Here is a 21,079-nt window from a genome sequence, read left to right on the forward strand (position 1 = left end):
AAGGAGTCTCCATGTTCAAGAAAACCCTGCTCGCCGTCGCCCTGTCCGGCATCGCCCTGTCTGCCGCTGCCCACCAGCTGTGGCTGGAGCGCGATGCCACCGGCCCGGTGCGTGTGTACGTGGGCGATGCCGACAGCGAGCACGACAAGGGCGCCGAAGTGGCCAAGCTGGCCGCCACCACCCAGGTCTTCACCACCGACCGCCAGCAGACGGCCAAGCTCACCGCCAAGGAGGAATTCCTGGAGGCCGACGTGGCCGCTGCCGGCGACGTGCGCCTGTCCAACGACCAGGTCTGGAAGCCCTGGAAGGCCAAGGACGGCAGCTTCCAGGCCGCCGTGTTCAACGCGCGCGCCGGCCGCAGCGAGACGCAGGCCGTGCTCGACTACGAGCTGGTGCCCGTCACGGCGGGTGGCAACACCTTCACGCTGGTGTTCAAGGGCCAGCCCGTGGCGAACAAGACCGTCACGGTGATCACGCCCGACAAGTGGACCAAGGGCTTCAAGACCGATGCGGCCGGCCGCATCGACGTGCCGGTGAACGGCAAGGGCCGCTACGTGCTCGTCAGCACCCACGAGGCACCTGCCGTGGGCGATGTGGTCATTGCCGGCCAGAAGGTCGCCAAGCTGGGCTACACGACCACGCTGACCTTCGTCGCGCAGTAAGCCGCCATGGCCACGGCACACGCAGGCTCTGCCGCGCGCTACCGCTGCATGGTGGCCAGCCGCGCCCTGGCGGCGGCCCTGGGCGGCTATGCGCTGGCGTCGCTGTTCACCGCGGTGCTGGCCTTGGGGCTGCCCCGCGTGTCGGACACCAGCCGCGCCAGCGCGCTGCTCACGGCCACCCAGCTCAGCTTTGCGGTGTATGCGGCGGCGGTGATCTGGGCCTTCAGCGCGCGCAGCGCACTGCGCGCCTGGATGGGCCTGGCCGTGCCGTCGGCCTTGCTCGCCACTGCGCTCTGGGCGCTGAAGGCGGGCGCATGACGGCGGTGGGCTGGGTGGCACCGCTGGCCGCGCTCACGCTGTCGTTCAGCGGCATGGCGGGCCTGGCATTGGCCATGGACCGCCACCACGAACAAGTGACGGGCCGCGCCGAGGTGCCACGCACGCAGCGCCGGGTGCTGCGCTGGGCGGCCAGCCTGCTGCTGGCGCTGGCCCTGGCCGCCTGCATCGGTGCCTGGGGCGCCACCGTGGGGCTGACCGCCTGGTGCGGCCTGCTCACGGCGGGCGGCCTGCTGGTGGGCGTGCTGCTGACCTACGCGCCGCACCTGGCAGTACGGGTGTCGGCGGCCACGGTGCTGGTGGCGGGCGTGTGCCTTGTGGGGTCCGCTGCCGGGCTGTAGGCACCAGCGGCGCCGCTTGGGGGGGCGTTGGCAAAAAAAGTCCCGAACAGCGTGCGCTTTTTTCCGTCTCGTTGGTCATAGGCAGTAGGTGCAGTGCGTGGCCCTGCAGCCTGCGCCGCTGGCGGCCTGCATTTTTTTCATCTTCGTTTTTCGACCCAGCCATGTCTTCACTCTTTGCCTCACCTTCCGCCGCCGCCGGTGCCTTGCTTGCGCTGGCCGCCTGCGCCTGGGCGGGCCACGCCCATGCCGACTATGTGTGGCTGCAGCGCGATGGGGCCCAGGCCCGCGCCTACGCCGGCGAGCTGCCCCGCCGCAGCGCGGCGCTGCCGCCCCTCCAGGCGCCGCGCGCCTACCTGGCCGACGGCAAGGACCTGCCCGTGGCGCCGCAGGCCGGCCACATCGACATCACCGCGCCGGGCGGGGACGACCTGCGCCTGAGCACCTTGCACATCACCGGCCACGGCGCGGTCACCTACTACCAGGCCCGCACCGGCCGCAGCGAGACCCGCGCCGCCAACGACCTGGAGCTGGTGCCCACCACGCCGGGCGGCAACACCTTCAAGCTGGTGTGGAAGGGGCAGACCGTGGCGGCGTCGCAGGTGAACGTGGACACCAGCGCCGGCTGGCGCCGCACGCTGGCCCCGGCGGCCGATGGCACGGTGCAACTGGACACGCCCTTCCCCGGCCTCTACGTGCTGGAGGTGAGCGCCAAGGTCAATGGCTCCGTCACCGTGGACGGCAAGAAATACGACGACGTGCGCCACACCGCCACGCTCAGCTTCGAGGTGCCCCGCTGATGGCCCCGACTCCTCCTACCGAACGCACGCCCCGCCGCGTGGGTGCCCTGTTGGTGCTTGTGGTGCTGGCGAGTGCCATCGCCGCCGGCGCTTGGTGGTGGACGCGGCAGCCCGCCATGGTCTACGACACCGTGCCCGTGGCGCGCGGCGACATCGAGGCCACGGTCAGTGCCATCGGCACGCTGCAGCCGCGCCGCTATGTGGACGTGGGCGCGCAGGTGTCGGGGCAGATAACGCGCCTTCACGTGCAGCCCGGCACCGAGGTCAAGAAGGGCCAGCTGCTGGTGGAGATAGACCCCAGCGTGCAGCAGGCCACGGTGGACGGCGCGCGCGCCGCACTCGCCGGCCTGCGCGCGCAGCTGGCCGAGCAGCAGGCCCAGCACCGCCTGGCCCAGCAGCAGCAGGCCCGCCAGCAGCAGATGGAGCGCGAAGGCGCCACGCGCCTCGAAGATTTGCAGACGGCCGAGGCCGCGCTCGCATCGGCCGCAGCGCGCATCGACCACCTGAAGGCGCAGATCGACCAGACCCAGGCGAGCCTGAAGGCCGACGAGGCGCGCCTTGGTTACACCCGCATCTACGCGCCCATGGCCGGCACCGTGGTGGCGCTGGAAGCGCGCGAGGGCCAGACCCTGAACGCCACCTACCAGACGCCCAACATCCTGCGCGTGGCGGACCTGTCGACCATGACGGTGTGGACCGAAGTCTCCGAGGCTGACATCCGCAGCGTGCGGGCCGGCCTGCCGGTGTACTTCACCACGCTGGGCGGCCAGGCCGACGCCGCCGCGCGCCGGTGGCGCAGCACCGTGCGCCAGGTGCTGCCCGCGCCGCCCACGCCGGAGGCCAAGGCCGCGGGCGGCGCCAACGCACAGGCCGCCGCGAGCAAGGCCGTGTCGTACACCGTGCTGTTCGACGTGGACAACGCCGACGGCGAGCTGATGCCGCAGATGACCGCGCAGACGAGCTTCGTCACCGCGCAGGCGCAGGGCGTGATCGCCGTGCCGCTGTCGGCACTGGCCAGTCCGACCAGCCCTGCCAGACCGGCCAGCGGCAAGGCGGCTGGTGGCAAGGCAGCTGATGCGGAGGGTGACGGTGACAGCGCTGGTGCCGGCGCTGGCGAGAAGGCCGCCGCAGCCACCCACAGCGCCCGCGTGCTGCGCGCCGATGGCGTGGTGGAGCAGCGCGCCGTCGTCGTGGCGGTGAAAAGCCGCCACCTGGCCGAGGTGCGCTCGGGCCTGCAGGAGGGCGAGCAGCTGGTGACCGGCGAGCGCCCTGCGCGCAGCGGCCCGCAAAGGTTCAAGCTGTGACCGCAGGCAACGGCATCCAACACGACACCCTGCACGGCGTCTTGCATGACGCGCATGGTGTGCCGCTGATCGAGCTGCGCGGCGTGCGCCGCCGCTACGGCGGTGGCGAGCAGCCCGAGGTGGAGGTGCTGCGTGGCATCTCGCTGTCCATCCACGCGGGCGAGTTTGTCGCCATCGTGGGCGCGTCGGGCTCGGGCAAGTCCACGCTGATGAACCTGCTCGGCTGCCTGGACAAGCCCAGCAGCGGCAGCTACCGCTTCCAGGGCGAAGACGTGGCGGGGTTCGACGCCGACCAGCTGGCCTGGCTGCGGCGCGAGGCCTTCGGCTTCGTCTTTCAGGGCTACCACCTGATCCGCGCCGAGTCGGCGTGCGAGAACGTCGAGGTGCCCGCCATCTACGCCGGCACCCCGCGCGAGGAGCGCACCCGCCGCGCAGCCGCACTGCTGTCGCGCCTGGGCCTGGCCGACAAGCTGCACCACCGGCCCACGCAGCTGTCGGGCGGGCAGCAGCAGCGCGTGTCGATCGCGCGGGCGCTGATGAACGGCGGCCGCATCATCCTGGCCGACGAGCCCACCGGCGCGCTGGACACCCACAGCGGCGCCGAGGTGATGGCGCTGCTGCACGAGCTGGCCGATGCGGGCCACACCATCGTGCTCATCACCCACGACCGCGAAGTGGCCGCCCAGGCGCGCCGCGTGATCGAGATCCGCGACGGCGAGATCGTGGCGGACAGCGGTGCGGCCGTGGCAGGGGCGTTTGAAGCAAAAAAAGCCTCTACCGCTCAACCAGCAAGCGCAAGTAGCTATAAAAATGGTAGCAAGCGTTCCGGCCGCGCCTTCTGGGCCGAACTGGCCGAGGCCGCCCGCTCGGCCTGGCGCGGCATGCGCATCAACCGCGCACGCACCGGGCTCACGCTGCTGGGCATCGTGATCGGCGTGGCGTCGGTCATCGTGATGATGGGCGTGGGCGAGGGCGCCAAGCAGCGCGTGGTGGAGCAGATGGGCTCCATGGGCACCACGATCATGTACCTGGGTGCCAGCCACCCGCGCGAGGGCGGGCCGCAGGGCGAGATCACCGCAGAGGACCTGGAGGCCATCGCCCGCCTGCCCGAGATCGGCCACGTGATGCCCGTCATCGGCGACCCTATCCCCGTGCGCCACGGCAACGTCGAGCGGCAGATCTACGTGTTCGCCGCCAGCGAGGACATGCCCCGCGTGCACCACTGGAAGGTGGCCCAGGGCCGCTACTACAGCGCGGCCGAAGACCGCGACCTGGCGCCGCTGGTGGTGCTGGGGCACAAGGCCAGCGCGCAGTTTTTTCCGGACCACCCGAACCCGTTGGGCCGCCACCTGCTGATCGGCAACGCGCCGTTCGAAGTGATCGGCGTGATGGCAGAGCGCGGCGCTGATTCGGGCGCACAGAACTACGACGACATGGTGTTCATCCCTTACCAGTCGGGCCGCGCGCGGGTGTACCGGGTGCAGACCCAGCCCGACTACACCGTGGTCGCTGCTGCGTCGGTCGAGCAGGTGCAGGCGGCCGAGAAGGCCATGCACGCGCTGCTGCTGTCGCGCCACGGGCGCGAGGACTTTCGCATCGGCAACGCCGCGGCCAAGCTGCAGGCCGAGGCGCAGACGCGCAACGCCATGACCATGATGCTGGGCTTGATCGCGGCTGTGTCGCTGGTGGTGGGCGGCATCGGCGTGATGAACGTGATGCTGATGACGGTGCGCGAGCGCACGCGCGAGATCGGCATCCGCATGGCCACCGGCGCGCGGCAGGGCGACATCCTGCGCCAGTTCCTCACCGAGGCCGTGCTCGTCACGCTGGTGGGCGGCGCGGCGGGCCTGGCCATCGGCCTGGCCGTAGGCGCGGTGCTCATCGTGTCGGGCGTGCCCGTGATCTTCTCGCTCACCGCCATGGGCGGTGCCTTCGCCTGCGCCGTGGCCACGGGCCTGGTGTTCGGCTACATGCCCGCCCGCCGCGCCGCCGGGCTCGACCCCGTGGTGGCCCTGGCCTCCGAATGATTGTGATGGTTGGTATGCGCACTTGTATTGCCTCTGTGTCCTGTCTTGCCGCTGGCGTGCTCCTGCTGAGCGGCTGCACCGCGGTGCAGCCGCTGCCTGAAGATGCCGCTGCCGCACCCGCCTTGCCCGTGCAGTGGGCCAGCCCGTTGCCGCCCGCGCAGGGGGTGGCGACGGGTGTCTCTGCGCTCGGCGTCGCAGAGCTCGACGCGCTCATCCGCGCGGCCCACGCGCAGAGCCCGGACCTGGCCGCCGCCATCGCGCGGGTGCAGCAGGCCGATGCAGTGGCGCGGGCCGCCGGCGCCAGCCTGCTGCCCGCGGTGACCGGCACGCTCGACGCCCGCCGCCAGGCCCGTGCCGGCGGGCAGGCCGAGGTGGCCGGCAACCAGATCGGCGCCGCGTTGGTCGCCAGCTACGAGCTTGATGCCTGGGGCCGCCTGGGTGCCGAGCGTGCCAGTGCCCAGGCCCTGCGCACGGCCAGCGTGCACGACCGCGGCGCGGTGCAGATCACGCTGACGGCGGCGGTGGCGCAGGCCTGGCTGCAGCTGGTGGGCGGGCGCGAGCGCCTGGCTATTGCCGAGCTGAACCTGCAGAGCGCCGACCGCGTGCTGGCCGTGGTCGAGTCGCGTGCGCGCGCCGGGGCTGCTACGCAGCTGGAGCAAGCGCAGCAGCGCGGCCTGGTGGCCACGCAGCGCCAAATGCTGGAGGCACGGCGCCAGCAGGTGTCCGGTGCGCACACGGCGCTGGCCGCGCTGCTGGGCCAGGCGCAGTGGCCGGTGGTGCAGGCCAGCGCGTTGCCGGCCGCGCAGACGCTGGCGCCCGCTGCCGGATCGCCCGCTGACCTGCTGGTGCGGCGGCCCGACATTGCGCGGGCCGAGGCGCGGCTTTTTGCCGCCCACGCCGACGTGGCCGCAGCCCGCGCGGCGCTGCTGCCGCGCATCAGCCTGAGCGCCAGCCTGGGCACCGGGGGCAGCAACCTGCCCCGCCTGTTCGACAACCCGCTCTACAGCCTGGCCGCCGCGCTGGCCGCGCCCATCTTCAACGGCGGGCGCCTGGCCGCCGACCGCGATGCGGCCCAGGCGCGCCAGGCCGAGCTGCTGGCGCAGTACCGCGCCAGCATCGTGGCGGCCGTGAGCGATGTGGAGCAAGCCCTGCAGGCCGTGGCGGGCACGCAGGCCCAGCGCACCGCGCAGGCGCAGGTGGTGCAGCAGGCGCAGCAGGCGGCCACGCTGGCGCAGTCGCGCTACCGCGCCGGGGCCGAGACGCTGCTCACGCTGCTGGATGCACAGCGCACCCTGTACGCCGCGCAGGACATGGCGGCCCAGCTGCACCAGGCCGAATGGCAGGCGCAGGTGGCTCTGTACCGCGCATTGGGCGGGGGCTGGCAGCCCGACGCCGATACTGGCGCGCACCGCGTGGCCGCCATGGCGCAGCCATGAACCCAGGCATGACAGAGCCGGTGACCATGCTGCAGCGCCTGCGCACCGCGGGCCTGCGCCCCACCACGGCGCGCATCGGCGTGCTGCAGGTGATCCATACCGCGGGCAGCGCGGGCATCGGCGCTGACGAGGCCTTTCACCAGATGCTGCTGCGCGGCACACACGTGAGCACCAGCACGGTGTACCGCATCATCCACGAGCTGCAGACCCTGGGCGTGCTGCTGCACGACCGCAGCGACCGGCGCCACACGGTGTACCGCCTGCGGCCCTTTGCGCCGCCGCCGTCGGCTGACGTGCGCATCGCCTGCCGCCGGTGCGAGCGCTCGGCCACGCTGCCCGGCGCGCAGCTGCGCAACGAGCTGGAACTGCGTGCCGCCGAAGTGGGCCTGCGGCCGCTGGTGGCGGACCTGGTGCTGCAGGTGGACTGCCTGGGCTGCGACGGCGCCACGGGGCATTGCCAGCCCAACTAAACCTAACTAAACCCCACGGGCCGCACAAAGAAAAAGGACCAAACGCCCGGGGGCGTCTGGTCCTTGTCGCTGGGGAGCGCGGGCTGATTGATCAGGCCGTTGCGTCCTTGAGCTTCTTCAGCGCGCGGGTCTTGATCTTGACCGATGCGGGCTTGGCGGGGAACCAGCGCTCAGCACCGGTGAAGGGGTCCTTGCCGAAGCGCTTCTTCTTGGCGGCGACTTGCTGCAGGCCGATCTTCAGCACGCCTGGCAGCGTGAATTCGCCGGAGCCCTTCTTGTGCACGGAGCCCAGGATGGCGGCTTCGAGCGCTGCCAGCACGGCCTTGGTGGCCTTGGGGTCCACGCCCGACTGCTCAGCCAGGTGGGCGACCAGCGTCGTCTTGTTGAACGCTGCCTTGATGGGCTTGAGCGCGGCGGGCACTGCGGCTGCCTTGACGGCAGGAGCCTTCTTGGCGGGAGCAGCAGCCTTCTTGGCGGCTGGAGCGGCCTTGGGAGCAGGCGCAGCCTTCTTCGCGGGAGCGGCCTTCTTGGCTGCAGGAGCGGCGGCCTTGACGACGACCTTCTTCGCGGGAGCAGCGGTGGTTTTTTTTGCAGTTGCCATGATGTTTTGTTGTTTCAAAGTTGCAAGACGCCCCTGTCAAATTTTGTAGGGGACGCGCGATTTTAGGTGCGGAAGCGCAGGGCGTCTGCATATGGAAGACCCGCACAGGCCTGAGGATTCTTGCCGCGGGCGTTTCGCGCAGCGTTTGCAGCGCGTGCTGAACGCCTGCAGCGGTCTCTACAATCAGGCCGCGCTGCGGGTCGGGGTAGGGAGAGCCTGCAGCAAAAACACCTGAAAACAAGGCCTTTTTGAGCGTGACTGCCGCGGCAGGCAGCGCGTGTATTCATGCAACTCAGCCGATTGCTTCAACTGCTGGGAGCGCTCATCCTGCTGGCCACCGTGCTGCTGGTGGGGCGCGTGGCAACGACCGAATGGCAGTCGGTGCGCAAGGCGACCCACAGCCTGCACGCGCTCGACGAGCTTCAGCTGGGCCTGCGCGCGGTCGAGATGCTGTCGCGAGAGCGCGGCCCCACCAACGCAGCGCTGGGCGACGGCTTGCCCGCGGCGCCAGAGCGTCTCAAAGCCCTGCGCGATGCCCGCGAGCGCACGGACCATGCGCTGGCGCAGTTGCAGCAGTCCGTGGCGCACGCACCGTATGCCGACGATGCGGCCGAGCGGCAGCGGCGTGCAGTGATGGCGCTGTCCAGGGCCCGCACCGCGGTGGACGATGTCCTCGCGCTCCCGAAGGCGCAGCGCACGCACCCCATGATCCGGCAGGCCGTGAACGGCATGGCTGCGGTGGTGCCTTTGCTCGCACCGTTGATCAATGCATCGGCCCGGTCGTCGCTGAGCGCGTACCCGGCGCTGGGTGACGAGGTGCACGGCGCCAGCCTGGCGATCCATTTGCGCGACCAGGCGGGGCTGCTCGGCTCGCACTTCACGGCGGCCATTGTCACGGGCCAGACGTTTGCGGTGGCAGAGCGCCGCGCCATCGACGAGACCCGTGGCGGCATCGAGCGGCTGCGCGCGCTGCTGGAGTTGCGCTTGCAGTTGCACCAGGCCTCCGACCCGGTGGTGGATGCATGGGGCGCGGTGACCATGCGGTACTTTGGCGCGGCCTATGCGCTGGCCGAAGACGTGATGGCCCGGGGCGAGCGCGACGGGATCTATGGCCTGACGGCTGCGCAATTCGCCGCGCTCTATGTGCCCGACATGGAGCCCTTACCGGCGCTGCGCGATGTGCTGCTGGCGCAGGCCCGCCACAAGGCATCGGCCGAGCATGCGCGCGCGGTGACCACGCTGCTGTGGGTGCTGGCGGGTGCCACGGGGCTGCTGCTGGTGCTGGGCGGTGCGCTGGTCATGATCCAGCGGCGCGTGCTGCAACCCCTGGTCAAGACCACCAGCGCCCTGCGCGCGCTGGCCCGCGACGACCTGAGCGCGCCGCTGCCCGTGCCGCTGGGCGACGACGAGATGGCCGAGGTGATCGGCGCCGTGCGGTCGCTGCAGGTGCAGACCCGGCAGCGCCGCGACCTGGAGCGCGAGCGCGACCAGCTCATCGAGCAGCTTCGGCTGCAGTCCGAAACCGATTGCCTGACCGGGCTGCCCAACCGGCGGGCGTTTCTGGCAGCGGCGCAGTGCATGCTGGCCGCTGCGTCGCGCCATGGGTTTGCGGTGGCGGTGGTGATGATGGACATCGACCGGTTCAAGCAGCTCAACGACAACCACGGCCATGCAGCGGGCGACACGGCGCTGCGTGCGGTCGCCGACGGGGTGCGTGCGATGCTGCGAGAGGGCGACCTGGCCGCGCGCTTTGGCGGCGAAGAATTCGTGGTGCTGCTGGGCTACTGCGACAGCAGCCACGGCGTGCTGTTTGCCGAGCGGCTGCGTGCTGCCATTGCCGGTGCGGCCGTGCTGCTGCCCGCGGGGCCGGTGCAGGTCACGGCCAGCCTGGGCGTGGCGGATTCGGCCTTGGCCGGGCTGGACCTGGATGCGCTGCTGTCTGCCGCAGACGCTGCGATGTACCGCGCCAAGCAGGCGGGGCGCGACCGGGTGATGGTGGCGGCGCAGTGCGGGCAGAGCGCAGCGGCCTGAGGAGCCAGGCCGCGCGCAAGCAGCCCTACCGCAGCAGCCGCGTGTGGGACGTGTGGTGCTTGTCGCGCCACAGCTGGTAGCGCGATCGCTGCAGCGCCAGCAGCTCCACCAGGCCCCATGCAAACGCGCAGCCCAGCGTGCCGCACAGTACCGCGAGGCGGTAGGCCTCAGTCTTGCGAAGGGACCGGCGCGTCGTCATGGAACCATCCGTCCGTGCGGGGAAGGTCAAAGCGCACCCAGCCTTGATCGAAGAGCTCATCCAGCAGCCGCTGCAGCCCGAGAATTTTCCAGAGCATGGTGTACCTCCACCCGTTGACTGCGGCCACGTTAGCCCGCCAATGTGACGGTTTGGCGTCACCGGGATGAATAGCAACAGCTGCCCGCGCAGGGCTATCGCGGGGCCCGGGCCCCGCTTAAGCTCGCCTGTTGGTGCGCGCCCCACGGGCCGCCATTCACCGGAAAATCATGCTGTCCGAGCTGCTGGCACTGGAAAAGATCATCGAGCAGGGCGCCCCGCACCTGGACGTGCGGGTGGTGCGCCAGGTGCAGGTGCCTGCGGGGCCCAGCCTTCCCATCTACGCCATCGGCATCGGCAACGACGCGCCAGACATACCTGCGGTCGGCTTTTTCGGCGGCGTGCACGGGCTGGAGCGCATCGGCACCGAGGTGGTGATGGCCTACCTGCAAAGCGTGGTGATGCGGCTGCGCTGGGACGCCACGCTGCACCGGCAGCTCGAGCAGGTGCGGCTGGTGTTCATGCCCATCGTCAACCCGGGCGGCATGTGGTCGTCCACCCGCGCCAACCCGCGCGGCGTGGATTTGATGCGCAACGCGCCGGTCGAGGCCATGGACCGCGTGCCGCTGTGGGTGGGCGGCCAGCGCCTCAGCGCGGGCCTGCCGTGGTTTCGGGGCCGTGCGGGCGAGCCCATGGAAGAAGAAGCCCAGGCCCTGTGCGAAGTGGTGGAGGCCGAGCTGCTGCCGCGCAGCTTCAGCCTGGCGCTGGACTGCCACTCGGGCTTTGGCGTGCGGGACCGGCTGTGGTTTCCGTTCGCCCACACGCGCAAGCCCATCCCGCACCTGGCCGAGCTGCATGCGCTGCAAGAGATCTTTCTGCAGGCCCACAGCCACCACCCGTACGTGATCGAGCCGCAGAGCGCGCAGTACCTGACGCACGGCGACCTGTGGGACCACCTGTACCTGCAGGCCTGCCGCAACGTGCCGACGCACACCTTCTTGCCGCTGACGCTGGAGATGGGCTCGTGGCTGTGGATCAAGAAGAACCCGCGCCAGCTGTTCTCGCGCTGGGGCATCTTCAACCCGCTGATCGACCACCGGCAGCAGCGCGTGTTGCGCCGGCACATGCTGCTGCTGGACTTTCTGTCGCGCGCAGCGTGCAGCCACGCGCGCTGGGCCCCCGCGACCGAGCAGCGCGCGCAGCGGCGGGCGGATGCGCTGGCGGCCTGGTATGGCGATGCATTCGACTGACCCGCGCCGGGCCACCAGATGGCAGGCTGATGCCGCAGCACGCAGCCGTGCGCGGTGGCTGCAGCAGCGTGCGTCGGCACGGGGCCTTGTGCAAACTGCGCCACCGTTGTTGGGCATGACGGCATGACGGCGATGACCACCTGGATCTTCCTGCGCGGGCTCACGCGCGAGTCAGCGCACTGGGGCGGCTTTGTGGCCGACTTCGAGCGTGCGCTGCCGGGGCATGTTGTCACCGCGCTGGACCTGCCGGGCAATGGCCTGCTCCACCTGTTGCCATCGCCCACCACGGTGGCGGGCATGGTGGCCGCGTGCCGGGCCGAGCTGGCGCGCCGGGGCGTGGCGCCGCCGTACCACCTGCTGGCCATGTCGCTCGGTGCCATGGTCGCCACCGAATGGGCGCGCGTGGCGCCGCACGAGGTGGCGGGCTGCGTGCTCATCAACACCAGCTTCCAGCCCTTCAGCCTCTTCTACCAGCGGCTGCGGCCGCGCAATTACGCGGCGCTGCTGGGGCTGGTGCTGCGGCCAAGATCGCCCGAGCAGATGGAGCACACGGTGCTGCGCCTGACCAGCCACCGCGTGGCAGACCATGGCGCTGCCGTGGCCGAATGGGCCCGCGTGCGGTTGGCACGACCGGTGTCGTCCACAAACGCACTGCGCCAACTGGCCGCTGCAGCCCGCTACCGCGCGCCGGTGGTTGCCCCGCTGCAGCGTGTGCTGATGCTGGCCAGCCAGCGCGACGGGCTGGTGGATGTGCAGTGCTCCATCGCCATTGCGCAGGCCTGGCAGGTGCCACTGCAGCGGCACCCCGCGGCAGGGCACGACCTGCCGCTGGATGACGGCGCCTGGGTGGTGGAGCAGGTGGCGCGCTGGGTGGCCGGTGGGGACGGTGATGGCCACCCGCAGGGCGATGCCCAGGCCTGCAGCGGCACTACCGGCCCTGGTTGAGCCGCTGCGTGTTGCGGCCGCAAACGCGGGTTAGTTGGTGGTGGACGCGGCGGGGGTGGAAGTGGCAGACGTGCCCGGCGTGGCCGGAGCCAGGCCGCCCTGGGCCACCAGCTCCTGGTACCACTGCGCATAGCCTGCACTGCTGGGGTGCAGGCCGTCGGCGGCGTTCAGCTCGTCGCTGCGCAGCACGAAGGGGTCTTCATCGCGCGGGCGCAGCAGGCGCACGTAGCGCACCTGATTGGCCGCGGCCACTTCCTGCACCATGGCGTGCAGCCGCTCGGACCGGCTGGACATGGCCCACGACAGCGGCGGTACGAAGAACGGCGCATGGCCCACATTGCCGCAGGGCATCAGCACCACGGTGCGGCCCTTCTCGCGCGCCAGCGCCACGGTCTGCTCCAGGTTGGCGCGCAGTGTCTTCTGGGTGGTGAGGCGGATCACGTCGTTGCCGCCGGCCAGCACCAGCACCATGTCGTAGCCCGCCTCGGCGCCCTGCAGCTGCTGCGCCACATCGCCGAACTTGGCGCCGTTGGCGGCCAGGTTGTCGATGCGCCACTGCGGGTGGGCCTTGCCGATCAGGCCCGCCAGGCTGTCGGCGGGGCTGCTGGCCCCGGTGCCCAGGGCCGTGCTGTCGCCCACGACCAGCAGCCGCTGGCTGGGCTGCGGGGGCTGCGCGGTGTAGGGCTGGGCCTGCTTGGCCAGGTCTACCGACGTAAAAATGCGCCAGGGTGCGCAGGCCGAGACCAGCAAGGCGCCCCCTATTGCTGCCGCAGTGACCAGGGCCAGTCGGCGGGTGCTGGAGGGGCGGTGGTGGGGGTGGTGTGGCATGGTGGGGCAGGACGTGGGCTAAATCGCGAGCGTATCGCCGCGCCCCTGGCCCCACCGTCGGTGGTGCGCCGTGGCCCGCGTAGGACAGAGTACCCGTGGCCATTGCGCCGCAACCGCAGCGACCGCCATGGCCGCTGCTTCAGCCACCCAGTCTGCTACTGCTTGAAGACCACCGCGTCCAGGTCCATCGCGCGGATGGACTCGGCCGCTGTTGCCGCCTGCGCGCGGCTGTCGTACGGGCCCACGCGCACGCGGATGCGGCGGCCCTTGGAGTTGTTGAGCTCTTGCCGGAAGGCGGGTAGCCCCTCGTTGAGCAGCCGGGCCTGGGCCTTGCGGGCATTGGCCTCGTCGGCAAACAGGCCCACGTTGATGTAGTAGCCCGCCGTGCTGCCCACGGTGGTCAGCGGGGCGCTGGCAGAGCCGGACGCAGGGGCGGTGGCCGCGTTGGCAGAAGAGGCTGCAGCGGCAGATGCCTTGGCGGTAGCGGTGCGCGCGGCACGGTCGGGCGCGGCAGCGGGTTTGCTGGCGGCCTTCGTGGCCGCCTTGGCAGCAGCAGCAGCCTTGGCGGCGTCGGCTTTGCTGGCCGGCGCTGCGGGCTTGGACGCGGGCGCCTCGGCCTTGGCGGCGGGTGGGCTGCTGGGCTTGGCGGAGTTCGTCTTGTCGCTGGCCGCGTTGCCCGCTGGCGCTGTCTGGGCAGCTGGGGCTGCGGGCGTGTTGGCCTGGGATCTTGCCGTAGTGGAATTGGTGGGCGTGGTGGCGGTAGCGGCGGGCGCGGGGGCCTGTGCGGGTGCAGTTGTCGGTGCTGGCGCTGGTGCTTGTGCTGTCGTTACTGCTGAGGATTTGGCTGCGGGCGCAGGCGTCGGTGTGGGCGTCGGTGTAGTGGCCGGTGCAGGGGTGGCAGGTGCCGCCCCGGCTGGGCCGGGGCTTGCAGTCACCGCAGCACGGGTCGCAGCAGGCTGGGTGGTGGCTGGGGTGGCGTCGTCCTGCGAAGGGGCGGATGCGGCTGCGGTGGACTGGGCCGCCGCCTGCGCAGACGCCACAGACGCCGCAGCAGCCGCGGCCGACGACGCCTGCGCCACGGTCACGGCGGGCGTCATCGACGCATCGGCCTCGGGCTGAACCCCTGTGCTGGGCACCGACAGGTATGCCGCCACCGCGATGATGGCCAGGGCCACATTCACCCCGACGATGGCCTGCAGGCGTTTGCGCGAGCTTGCGCGCTGCTCCAGCAACGCGCAGGCCTCGGGCACGGTGCGCGACGCTGCCAGCGCGCGCGAGATGCGGCGGCGGACATCGGCGTGCAGGATGGCGTTGCCGTACAGGCCAGGCACCGTGAACGCCAGCATGGCAAACGCCGCCAGCACGCCCAGCTCCACACCCTGCGGCCAGTTCAAGAACTGGCGGCCCAGCGCAAACACCAGCAGGGCCAGGCCCTCGGCCACGGCCACATAGGCCAGCGCACCGCTCCACACCTGGCGGAACACCATCCAGTTCAGCGTGGACAGGCTGGCTGCCCAGTTCCAGGTGGTGGTGGTGCGGCCCGCGGTGTCAAAGCGAGCGAAGACGGGGAGGTAATAGTCGGTGTTGACCGGCCCCAGCGCCACGCGGTACAGCGCCGTCATGGCGTTGTCGGACGGCGAGTCCAGCGACATGGCGGGGATGAGGGAGTCTGCAAAATCCGTGGTGGCGCGCATGCCTGATTTTGTCATGCACTGGCGCGCATGCGGCGCCTGTTGCGGCCACGCAGCGCTGGCGCGGTGCCATGTGGGCGCCCGCGGTGGCGGCTGACGGCGCTACTGCAGCAGGCCCCGCCGCTGCGTGGCAGGGCGGGTTTGGGTAAAAATGTGCCGCTACCGCTTGATAGACAAGCGCTAGCAGCTATCAAATCAGGAGCGTATGTGCAGGGTTGCCGCGCTGCTCGTCACCGGCACCGCGCACCCGGCGCCCGTCAACCGCCCCGCACCATCGCCATGATCTTGCCGGCATCCAGCGTGGCCGCCTTTTGCTGGATCTGCGGCAGGTACTGCGTCTGCATCTGCTTGGCCGGGCCCAGCAGGTTCTGAAAACTGTCGCGCAGCATGGCGGTGCTCATCACCCGGCCGCCCGCGTAGTAGCGCTTGGCCACCTGCCCCAGCGCATACGTGGTGGCAAAAGAAAACGCCATGCCGGTGGCCGCGCTGCCCACGCCCCCGATGGTGCGGCCCGCCACCTTGCCCAGCAGGCCGCCCAGCAGCTTGCGGCCAAACTGCTCCAGGTACTGCGACGTCATGCCCACGCCTGCGGCGGCGATGAACTCCTTGATGTGGCCCTGGTCCAGCTCCACGCCGTGCGCCTTGCCGATGCCGTAGACCATCTTCACCTGCATCGGGATGATGGCCATCGACGCCCACGACTGCGGCAGCAGCTCCAGCGCGCCGTTGAGCATCGCGTAGTTCAGGATGGACTTGTCCAGCTCGGCGTCGCCCGGGCCTGCGGGCACGGCCACCGGCACAGGCATGGATGCAGGCGACGAGGACGACGAAGAAGAAGGAGAGGAAGGCGCCGACGCAGCGGCTGCATAGGCCGCAGCACCCGTGGCCGCAGCACCCGCCACGCCCCAGGGCACGGCAGAGGGCGGCGCTTTTTCGGCCACGTCCACCAGTGCATCGGCCTCGTGCTCGAAGGCGGCGGTCTGCTGCGCGCCCAGTTGCAGCGCAGACTTGAGCGTGGCCAGGAACTGCGCCTCCGCAGGCGTCTGGCGCCCATCCACATCGCACACGCACACCGCCATCTCGTAGGCCAGCTGGCGGTGGCCGGGGTCGGTCAGCGCGGCGGCGGCGGCCTGCACCGTGGTGCGCTTGAGCAGCACGTCCTGGTAAATGCGCGGCAGGTCGGCCATGCCGCTGTCGCCTGCGAGGGACTGGGCGATGCGGCGGATCTCTTCACGCTCGGCGTCGTCCTTGGTGCCGTCCGCAAACGCGGCCAGCAAGGCGATGGTGAGGATGGATTTTTGCTGTTCTGGAGTCATGCGGTGCGGGCCTGCAAGGCCGTGAAATTAAGGGGGTTGGCACTCCGCCCCAGCCTAAAGGGGCTACGGGCGACGTGCGGAGTCAGGTGCAGTCTAGGGCGCGCGCTTTCAACGCCACGGCTTGTGGGGACTTGCAGCCATCTGGTAACCAGGTGCATCGGGGCAGGGGGCTGCCAGCCCTGCGGCCCACCCGGGTTTCCCCTTGCGTAGTTGATCGGCTGTGCGCTTGGGCGCGGCTTGCGTACAGTGGCTGTCTCAATGCAAGGAGGCAAGGCATGCGGCAAGCGGCGACGACCAGCAGGGCAAGCAATACCAGCGTTACGGGCAATACGGGCAGTACATGCAGCACCAGCAGGGCAGGCACCACCACGCCCAGCGCGCGGGGCGCCACCCGATGAACATCGCTCACCTGCTGCGCCGCAGCGCGCAACTGCACGCCCACCAGCCCGCCGTGCTGCAGGGCGACCGTGTGCTCTTCGACTACCAAACCCTGGGTGCCCGCACCGCCGCGCTGGCCGCCAGCCTGCGCACACGCTACGGTGTGTTGCCCGGCGACCGCGTGGCCATCTACGCCGCCAATGCGCCCGAGTACCTGGAGGCGCTGCACGCCATCGTGTGGGCCGGCGCCGTGCACGTGCCCGTCAACTACAAGCTGCACGCCAAAGAGCTGGCTTACGTGCTGGCCGACTCCGGCGCGCGCGTGGTGCTGGTGTCCGAGGCCCTGCACCCCGCCGCGCGTGATGCGGGCGCCGACCCCGCAGCCACCCTGGTGCTGGGCTCAGCCGACTACCAGCACGCCGTGCAGCAGCACGGTGCGCCGATGCCCGTGCACGACCGCGCCCCGGACGACATCGCATCGCTGTTCTACACATCGGGCACCACCGGCCGGCCCAAGGGCGTGATGCAGACCCACCGCAACCTGCTGGCCATGACGGCCTGCTACTTCACCGACGTGGACGACGTGCTGCCCGGCGACGCCATGGTCTACGCCGCGCCCATGTCGCACGGCGCGGGTTTGTACAACTACGCCCAGGTGCTGCGCGGCGGGCGGCACGTGGTGCCCATGTCCGGCGGCTTCGACCCTGCTGAGCTGGTGCAGCTGGCCGCCACAGTGGGCCAGCTCACCCTGTTTGCCGCGCCCACCATGGTGCACCGCCTGGTGGACCACGTGCGCGCCACCGGTGCCGACGTGTCGGGCTTCAAAACGATTGTCTACGGCGGCGGCCCCATGTATGCGGACGACCTGCGCACCGCCATGGCCGTGATGGGCAACGACCGCTTCGTGCAGATCTACGGCCAGGGCGAAAGCCCCATGACCATCACCGCGCTGTCACGCGCGCACCTGGCCGACACCACCCACCCCCGCTGGCCTGAGCGCATGGCCTCGGTCGGCGTGGCGCAGTCGCTGGTGGAGGTGCGCGTGGTCGACGCCCAAGGCCAGCCCATGCCCCCCGGCGACACCGGCGAGGTGCTGGTGCGCGGCGACACCGTCATGCCCGGCTACTGGAACAACCCGGACGCGACGGCCCGCACGCTGCAGGCCGGCTGGCTGCACACGGGCGATGTGGGCGTGCTGGACGCCGATGGCTTCCTGACCCTGAAGGACCGGTCGAAGGACGTGATCATCTCCGGCGGCAGCAACATCTACCCGCGCGAGGTGGAAGAGGTTTTGCTGCTGCACCCCCAGGTCCGCGAAGTGGCCGTGGTGGGGCAGCGCGATGCCGAGTGGGGCGAGGTGGTGGTGGCCTACCTGGTGGCGGGCGAGGGCGGACCGGTGGAGGATGCAGTGCTGGACGCGCTGTGCGGGGAGCACATCGCGCGGTTCAAGCGGCCGAAGGTGTACCGGTGGGTGGAAGGGTTGCCGAAGAACAGCTACGGCAAGGTGTTGAAGACGGAACTGCGCGGGTAGACGCTTTGCATGCGCTGGCGATGAAGCACCGCGTCATCGCTGCTCTCCATGCGCCTATTCAGCCACACATGCGCCACTTGTGAGCGGGTTCCGTTGCGGTCCTACAAGCGGTGGCCTCCGGTGTCCCTAAAGTTGCGGGCTTCGTGTGTCCGAGTCGAGCGGTAACAGCTCAACGGCACAACCCTCCAATTCACTTCGTTCTTATCTCTCCGACCATGATGCAGATCGTCTCCGATGCAGCGCAACCCGGCCTCATCATCGTGAACCTGGACGCGCAAGGCCACGACCTCTCCGTCCGCCTGGACCGCGCCATGCTGGAGCACACCCTGGGCGTGCACGGCGCTTTTGCATCCCTCGCCCAGGCCGTGGGCCGCAACATCGAACGCATCCAGGACGCCGCATTGCGCAAGTACCAGCAGACCCGCCAGCGGTGTGTGATTTTGTCGAAGGCTGAGTTGATGCGGGTTGCGTGGTGATGGCTGGGCCCGTGTTGGATCAGCGGGCGTTCTGAACGTGTAGTCGTGGTCTTTACTCGCGTTATGAACTACCGGTATAGGCTGACAGTGGCCGTTCTGATTTGCGTCGGGAATGTCAGTTTTCGCTGTAACGCGACATTGACAGACAAGCACCGAGTTCGCCGCATCAGGCCCTTAGCATCAGACGCACATTATCGAATTGCTCGTCCACAAATACATCCATCCAGATCTGTTCCGGGGTCGGTGTTGACAGCGCGATACCGAAAGACCAAAGCACGCGCTCGATGTGACTGCCGAGAAGTACAAGGTCGGTGTCTCCTGCGACGTCCTTGTGGGAGTCAAAGAAGCGCCCTAGGTCAAGAGAAAGGAGTTCGAACCAGTCACTTAGGCTGACCGCCTTCAGTATCTCAATGCTCTTGCTGGCCTTCCAGCGGCCGACTTCACCGCAAGTAGCCGCGCATGCACTGGCTGTGGCGCAAAGCATTTGCTCCACATGGCAAAGCGCTGGAAGCAGAGCTGTATCCACATCCCGATGCCGAATGAAGTGCAAACGTGCATCGGCAATTCCTTGAAAACAAGCAGCCAGAGTCTGGCTGTAGAGGTCGTCGGCGGCTGTGAAATCCTCGTCCGACATGCGGCCAAGCCCCGACAGCCGACCACCAAAGTAATGCGAGCAGAAGAGGTGTGCGATGCGCAAGCCAATCGCTTCAAGCGGTGGCCTCTGTCGTTCCATTATTTCCTGGGGAATCTTAGAGATCACCGCGGCGTAGTACACCGCCCGTCCTGCTTGGTGACGAATCAGTGCTGCTGCAGCGCGGGCAAGCGGATGCCTCTTGGCGACTAGATTGACAGCTTGCGTAGTGACGAAGAGTTGACAGGAGACGCCGTCTTGGCGTGCATTCACATGGCAGGTTCCTAGCTGCACGGCTTGAGCGGTGTAGTCGTTCACAAGCACTCCGCGCTCGCGCATGGAGCGTACTATGTTGTCTGTAACTACGATGGTTTCAACGATTCGCAAACCAGCCTGCAGTTCGGGTGCGCCCATCAGATTGCGAACAGCGGCCTGTGCCTTGCCGCTCTTGCGACTCGTTGGATCGAACATGATGGGAACCCTGACCAGTTCCGGCACTTGACCATTGGTTTTTTGCGATTCGACACTACTCTCAGGTGCGTCAAACGGCTGTTCCTCAACCAAACTGTCAACGTACTTGGAAACTGTGCTTCCGAGGAACTGCGCGGCATCGAGCGTTTGCTCGTCAACCTGCGAACTGATAAAGAAGTTCAAAGAACACTGGGCGAGACAGCGATTCAGAGATGTCACATTGACCTCTGGACTACTGAAGCTGCCCACCAGCACTTTCGTGGAGCCAATAGGCATCGCTACTCCGGAAAATTCATCGTCGCTCATGAGGGAATATGGCAACACTTCCCGGAAGTCCGATGTTTTTGATCCCACCGCAAGGCAATCGGGGAGTATGAAGTGGTTCGGCGGTTCAACTCCGAAGATTTGCCAGTTCATCGCCTTCAGGCGTTCCACGCGAGGCGGTGGAGCCATATTTGTATCCAGTGCCTTGCTGTGTCCGCTAATAATCATCTGGGGAACTCTATCGAGCAGTATCCCGAGCTGTTGCAAAAACATCGTGGCCATGGCCGGAAACATCTCGGGAAACTTCTCTCGTGCCCGGAAGTGAACCAGCTTTGCAAGCACTTTTCTGCCGCTTTCAGGAATAGCTTCAAATTGTAGAAAAAGTTCTTCTTCAATCAACTTGACTAAAGCCGCCTCGGATTGGAGTGAGTCAATTTCGAGAAAGACGCGCGCGGTCTCGTCGCTGCGCATAGCGTCTGTGAGACTACCCAAAATCTGGGTCGCGATAGCGGAGGAACTGTCCCTGAAGAATGCTGAACGGATTGACAGATGAACAACCACCGCTGCTGCCACGTGTGAGTCAACAGGTCCGACTGGGGCCTCACGCAGCGCGTTGATGGCAGGGGACAAGACTAAGCGCTCATAAGTCGTGATCTTGTCATCGAGCGATTGTTCGTCCGAAGGCTCAGAGTAGAAGTCTCGCTGCGCCGCAACTCCCTCGGTTGAAGAATGATAGGGCTCTTGCCCTTTCTTAAAGACATACACCTGTGTTTTCTTCCCCTTGGCCACCCCGAAGCCGCGTTGAAGGGCTTGCGGAATGAAATGCTGCTTTCGACCTGCCATTTTGTTCATGCTCCTCGTGCGTAAATTTCCAGCGCTATGGGGCCGGTGGCTTTGTATTGGCGTCTGCGCTTCGTTGCCACCGGCTGGCATGCTTAACTGACCTTCAGAAGTTCCGAACGGGTTGGCGTACTGCAGTGGTCGATCCGGGAAACATCTCCGGCACCCTGTCCTTCGAAGACTCTGCGATGCCGCCACAATAGCAAGCATGCCAACGA

The 21,079-nt window shown here is 68.6% G+C and carries 20 protein-coding genes; 13 read left to right on the forward strand and 7 right to left on the reverse strand.

What is annotated here, in order from left to right; translation table 11 throughout:
• Window positions 1-11 precede the first annotated feature (11 nt).
• The 8 genes from ASF16_RS12275 to ASF16_RS12310 all read left to right on the forward strand — a co-directional run bounded on the left by ASF16_RS12275 (window position 12) and on the right by ASF16_RS12310 (window position 7,373).
• A complete protein-coding gene (locus tag ASF16_RS12275; RefSeq protein WP_056169071.1) occupies window positions 12-662 on the forward strand; it encodes a nickel uptake transporter family protein in 651 nt (216 codons plus the stop codon).
• Window positions 663-668: 6 nt separating this feature from the next.
• Window positions 669-980 (forward strand): DUF3649 domain-containing protein, encoded by a 312-nt coding sequence (locus ASF16_RS12280; protein WP_056167263.1) that lies wholly within the window; start codon window positions 669-671, stop codon window positions 978-980.
• A complete protein-coding gene (locus tag ASF16_RS12285) occupies window positions 977-1,339 on the forward strand; it encodes a DUF3325 domain-containing protein (protein ID WP_056167266.1) in 363 nt (120 codons plus the stop codon). The genes ASF16_RS12280 and ASF16_RS12285 overlap by 4 nt, the downstream gene beginning before the upstream one ends.
• A gap of 161 nt (window positions 1,340-1,500) precedes the next feature.
• A complete protein-coding gene (locus tag ASF16_RS12290; protein WP_056167270.1) occupies window positions 1,501-2,136 on the forward strand; it encodes a hypothetical protein in 636 nt (211 codons plus the stop codon).
• The gene (locus ASF16_RS12295) at window positions 2,136-3,440 is read left to right on the forward strand and encodes an efflux RND transporter periplasmic adaptor subunit (RefSeq protein WP_056167273.1); all 1,305 of its coding nucleotides are present in this window, start codon (window positions 2,136-2,138) and stop codon (window positions 3,438-3,440) included. Before ASF16_RS12290 ends, ASF16_RS12295 begins: the two co-directional genes overlap by 1 nt.
• A 59-nt stretch (window positions 3,441-3,499) precedes the next feature.
• Window positions 3,500-5,467 carry a MacB family efflux pump subunit gene (locus ASF16_RS12300; protein ID WP_304439418.1) on the forward strand — a complete coding sequence of 656 codons (1,968 nt, stop codon included), beginning with the start codon at window positions 3,500-3,502 and terminating at the stop codon, window positions 5,465-5,467.
• Between the two features lie 56 nt (window positions 5,468-5,523).
• Window positions 5,524-6,903, forward strand: coding sequence for an efflux transporter outer membrane subunit (locus tag ASF16_RS12305; RefSeq protein WP_235507352.1), 1,380 nt, complete (start codon window positions 5,524-5,526; stop codon window positions 6,901-6,903).
• Between the two features lie 8 nt (window positions 6,904-6,911).
• Entirely contained in the window at window positions 6,912-7,373 is a 462-nt protein-coding gene (locus tag ASF16_RS12310) for a transcriptional repressor (RefSeq protein WP_162241076.1), read from the forward strand.
• Between the two features lie 91 nt (window positions 7,374-7,464).
• Here the strand turns inward: ASF16_RS12310 and ASF16_RS12315 are convergent, their stop codons facing one another.
• A complete protein-coding gene (locus tag ASF16_RS12315) occupies window positions 7,465-7,974 on the reverse strand; it encodes an HU family DNA-binding protein (RefSeq protein WP_056167283.1) in 510 nt (169 codons plus the stop codon).
• A gap of 285 nt (window positions 7,975-8,259) precedes the next feature.
• Between ASF16_RS12315 and ASF16_RS12320 the strand changes: the two genes are divergently transcribed.
• Entirely contained in the window at window positions 8,260-10,005 is a 1,746-nt protein-coding gene (locus tag ASF16_RS12320; RefSeq protein ID WP_056167285.1) for a sensor domain-containing diguanylate cyclase, read from the forward strand.
• Between the two features lie 25 nt (window positions 10,006-10,030).
• Here ASF16_RS12320 and ASF16_RS26560 read toward each other — a convergent pair whose 3' ends face one another.
• Together ASF16_RS26560 and ASF16_RS26975 are read right to left on the reverse strand one after the other, a co-directional pair.
• Window positions 10,031-10,204 carry a hypothetical protein gene (locus ASF16_RS26560; RefSeq protein ID WP_200926898.1) on the reverse strand — a complete coding sequence of 58 codons (174 nt, stop codon included), beginning with the start codon at window positions 10,202-10,204 and terminating at the stop codon, window positions 10,031-10,033.
• The gene (locus ASF16_RS26975) at window positions 10,173-10,301 is read right to left on the reverse strand and encodes a hypothetical protein (protein WP_255354952.1); all 129 of its coding nucleotides are present in this window, start codon (window positions 10,299-10,301) and stop codon (window positions 10,173-10,175) included. The genes ASF16_RS26560 and ASF16_RS26975 overlap by 32 nt, the downstream gene beginning before the upstream one ends.
• Before the next feature lie 169 nt (window positions 10,302-10,470).
• On the opposite strand from ASF16_RS26975, the gene ASF16_RS12325 reads away from it, so the two are divergent.
• Window positions 10,471-11,490 (forward strand): M14 family zinc carboxypeptidase, encoded by a 1,020-nt coding sequence (locus tag ASF16_RS12325; RefSeq protein WP_056167288.1) that lies wholly within the window; start codon window positions 10,471-10,473, stop codon window positions 11,488-11,490.
• Window positions 11,491-11,622: 132 nt separating this feature from the next.
• Window positions 11,623-12,435, forward strand: a complete 813-nt coding sequence (locus tag ASF16_RS12330) for an alpha/beta fold hydrolase (protein WP_056169079.1) — start codon at window positions 11,623-11,625, stop codon at window positions 12,433-12,435.
• Window positions 12,436-12,465: 30 nt separating this feature from the next.
• Here the strand turns inward: ASF16_RS12330 and ASF16_RS12335 are convergent, their stop codons facing one another.
• From ASF16_RS12335 to ASF16_RS12345, 3 genes are all read right to left on the reverse strand, one after another.
• On the reverse strand, window positions 12,466-13,263 hold the full coding sequence (locus ASF16_RS12335) for an SGNH/GDSL hydrolase family protein (protein WP_056167291.1): 798 nt from the start codon (window positions 13,261-13,263) through the stop codon (window positions 12,466-12,468).
• Window positions 13,264-13,418: 155 nt separating this feature from the next.
• Window positions 13,419-14,972: an SPOR domain-containing protein gene (locus ASF16_RS12340; RefSeq protein WP_156372056.1), complete on the reverse strand. Its 1,554-nt coding sequence runs from the start codon at window positions 14,970-14,972 to the stop codon at window positions 13,419-13,421.
• 239 nt (window positions 14,973-15,211) lie between these two features.
• A complete protein-coding gene (locus ASF16_RS12345; RefSeq protein WP_056167297.1) occupies window positions 15,212-16,270 on the reverse strand; it encodes a DUF533 domain-containing protein in 1,059 nt (352 codons plus the stop codon).
• Window positions 16,271-16,664: 394 nt separating this feature from the next.
• Between ASF16_RS12345 and ASF16_RS12350 the strand changes: the two genes are divergently transcribed.
• Window positions 16,665-18,179 (forward strand): AMP-binding protein, encoded by a 1,515-nt coding sequence (locus ASF16_RS12350; RefSeq protein ID WP_056169082.1) that lies wholly within the window; start codon window positions 16,665-16,667, stop codon window positions 18,177-18,179.
• A 215-nt stretch (window positions 18,180-18,394) separates the two neighbouring features.
• Window positions 18,395-18,655 (forward strand): hypothetical protein, encoded by a 261-nt coding sequence (locus ASF16_RS12355; protein ID WP_056167302.1) that lies wholly within the window; start codon window positions 18,395-18,397, stop codon window positions 18,653-18,655.
• 166 nt (window positions 18,656-18,821) lie between these two features.
• On the opposite strand, the gene ASF16_RS12360 is transcribed toward ASF16_RS12355, so the two are convergent.
• The gene (locus ASF16_RS12360) at window positions 18,822-20,873 is read right to left on the reverse strand and encodes a DUF4238 domain-containing protein (protein WP_056167305.1); all 2,052 of its coding nucleotides are present in this window, start codon (window positions 20,871-20,873) and stop codon (window positions 18,822-18,824) included.
• Between the last annotated feature and the right edge of the window lie 206 nt (window positions 20,874-21,079).

This window comes from Acidovorax sp. Leaf78 (assembly GCF_001422735.1).
Taxonomy (GTDB): domain Bacteria; phylum Pseudomonadota; class Gammaproteobacteria; order Burkholderiales; family Burkholderiaceae_C; genus Acidovorax.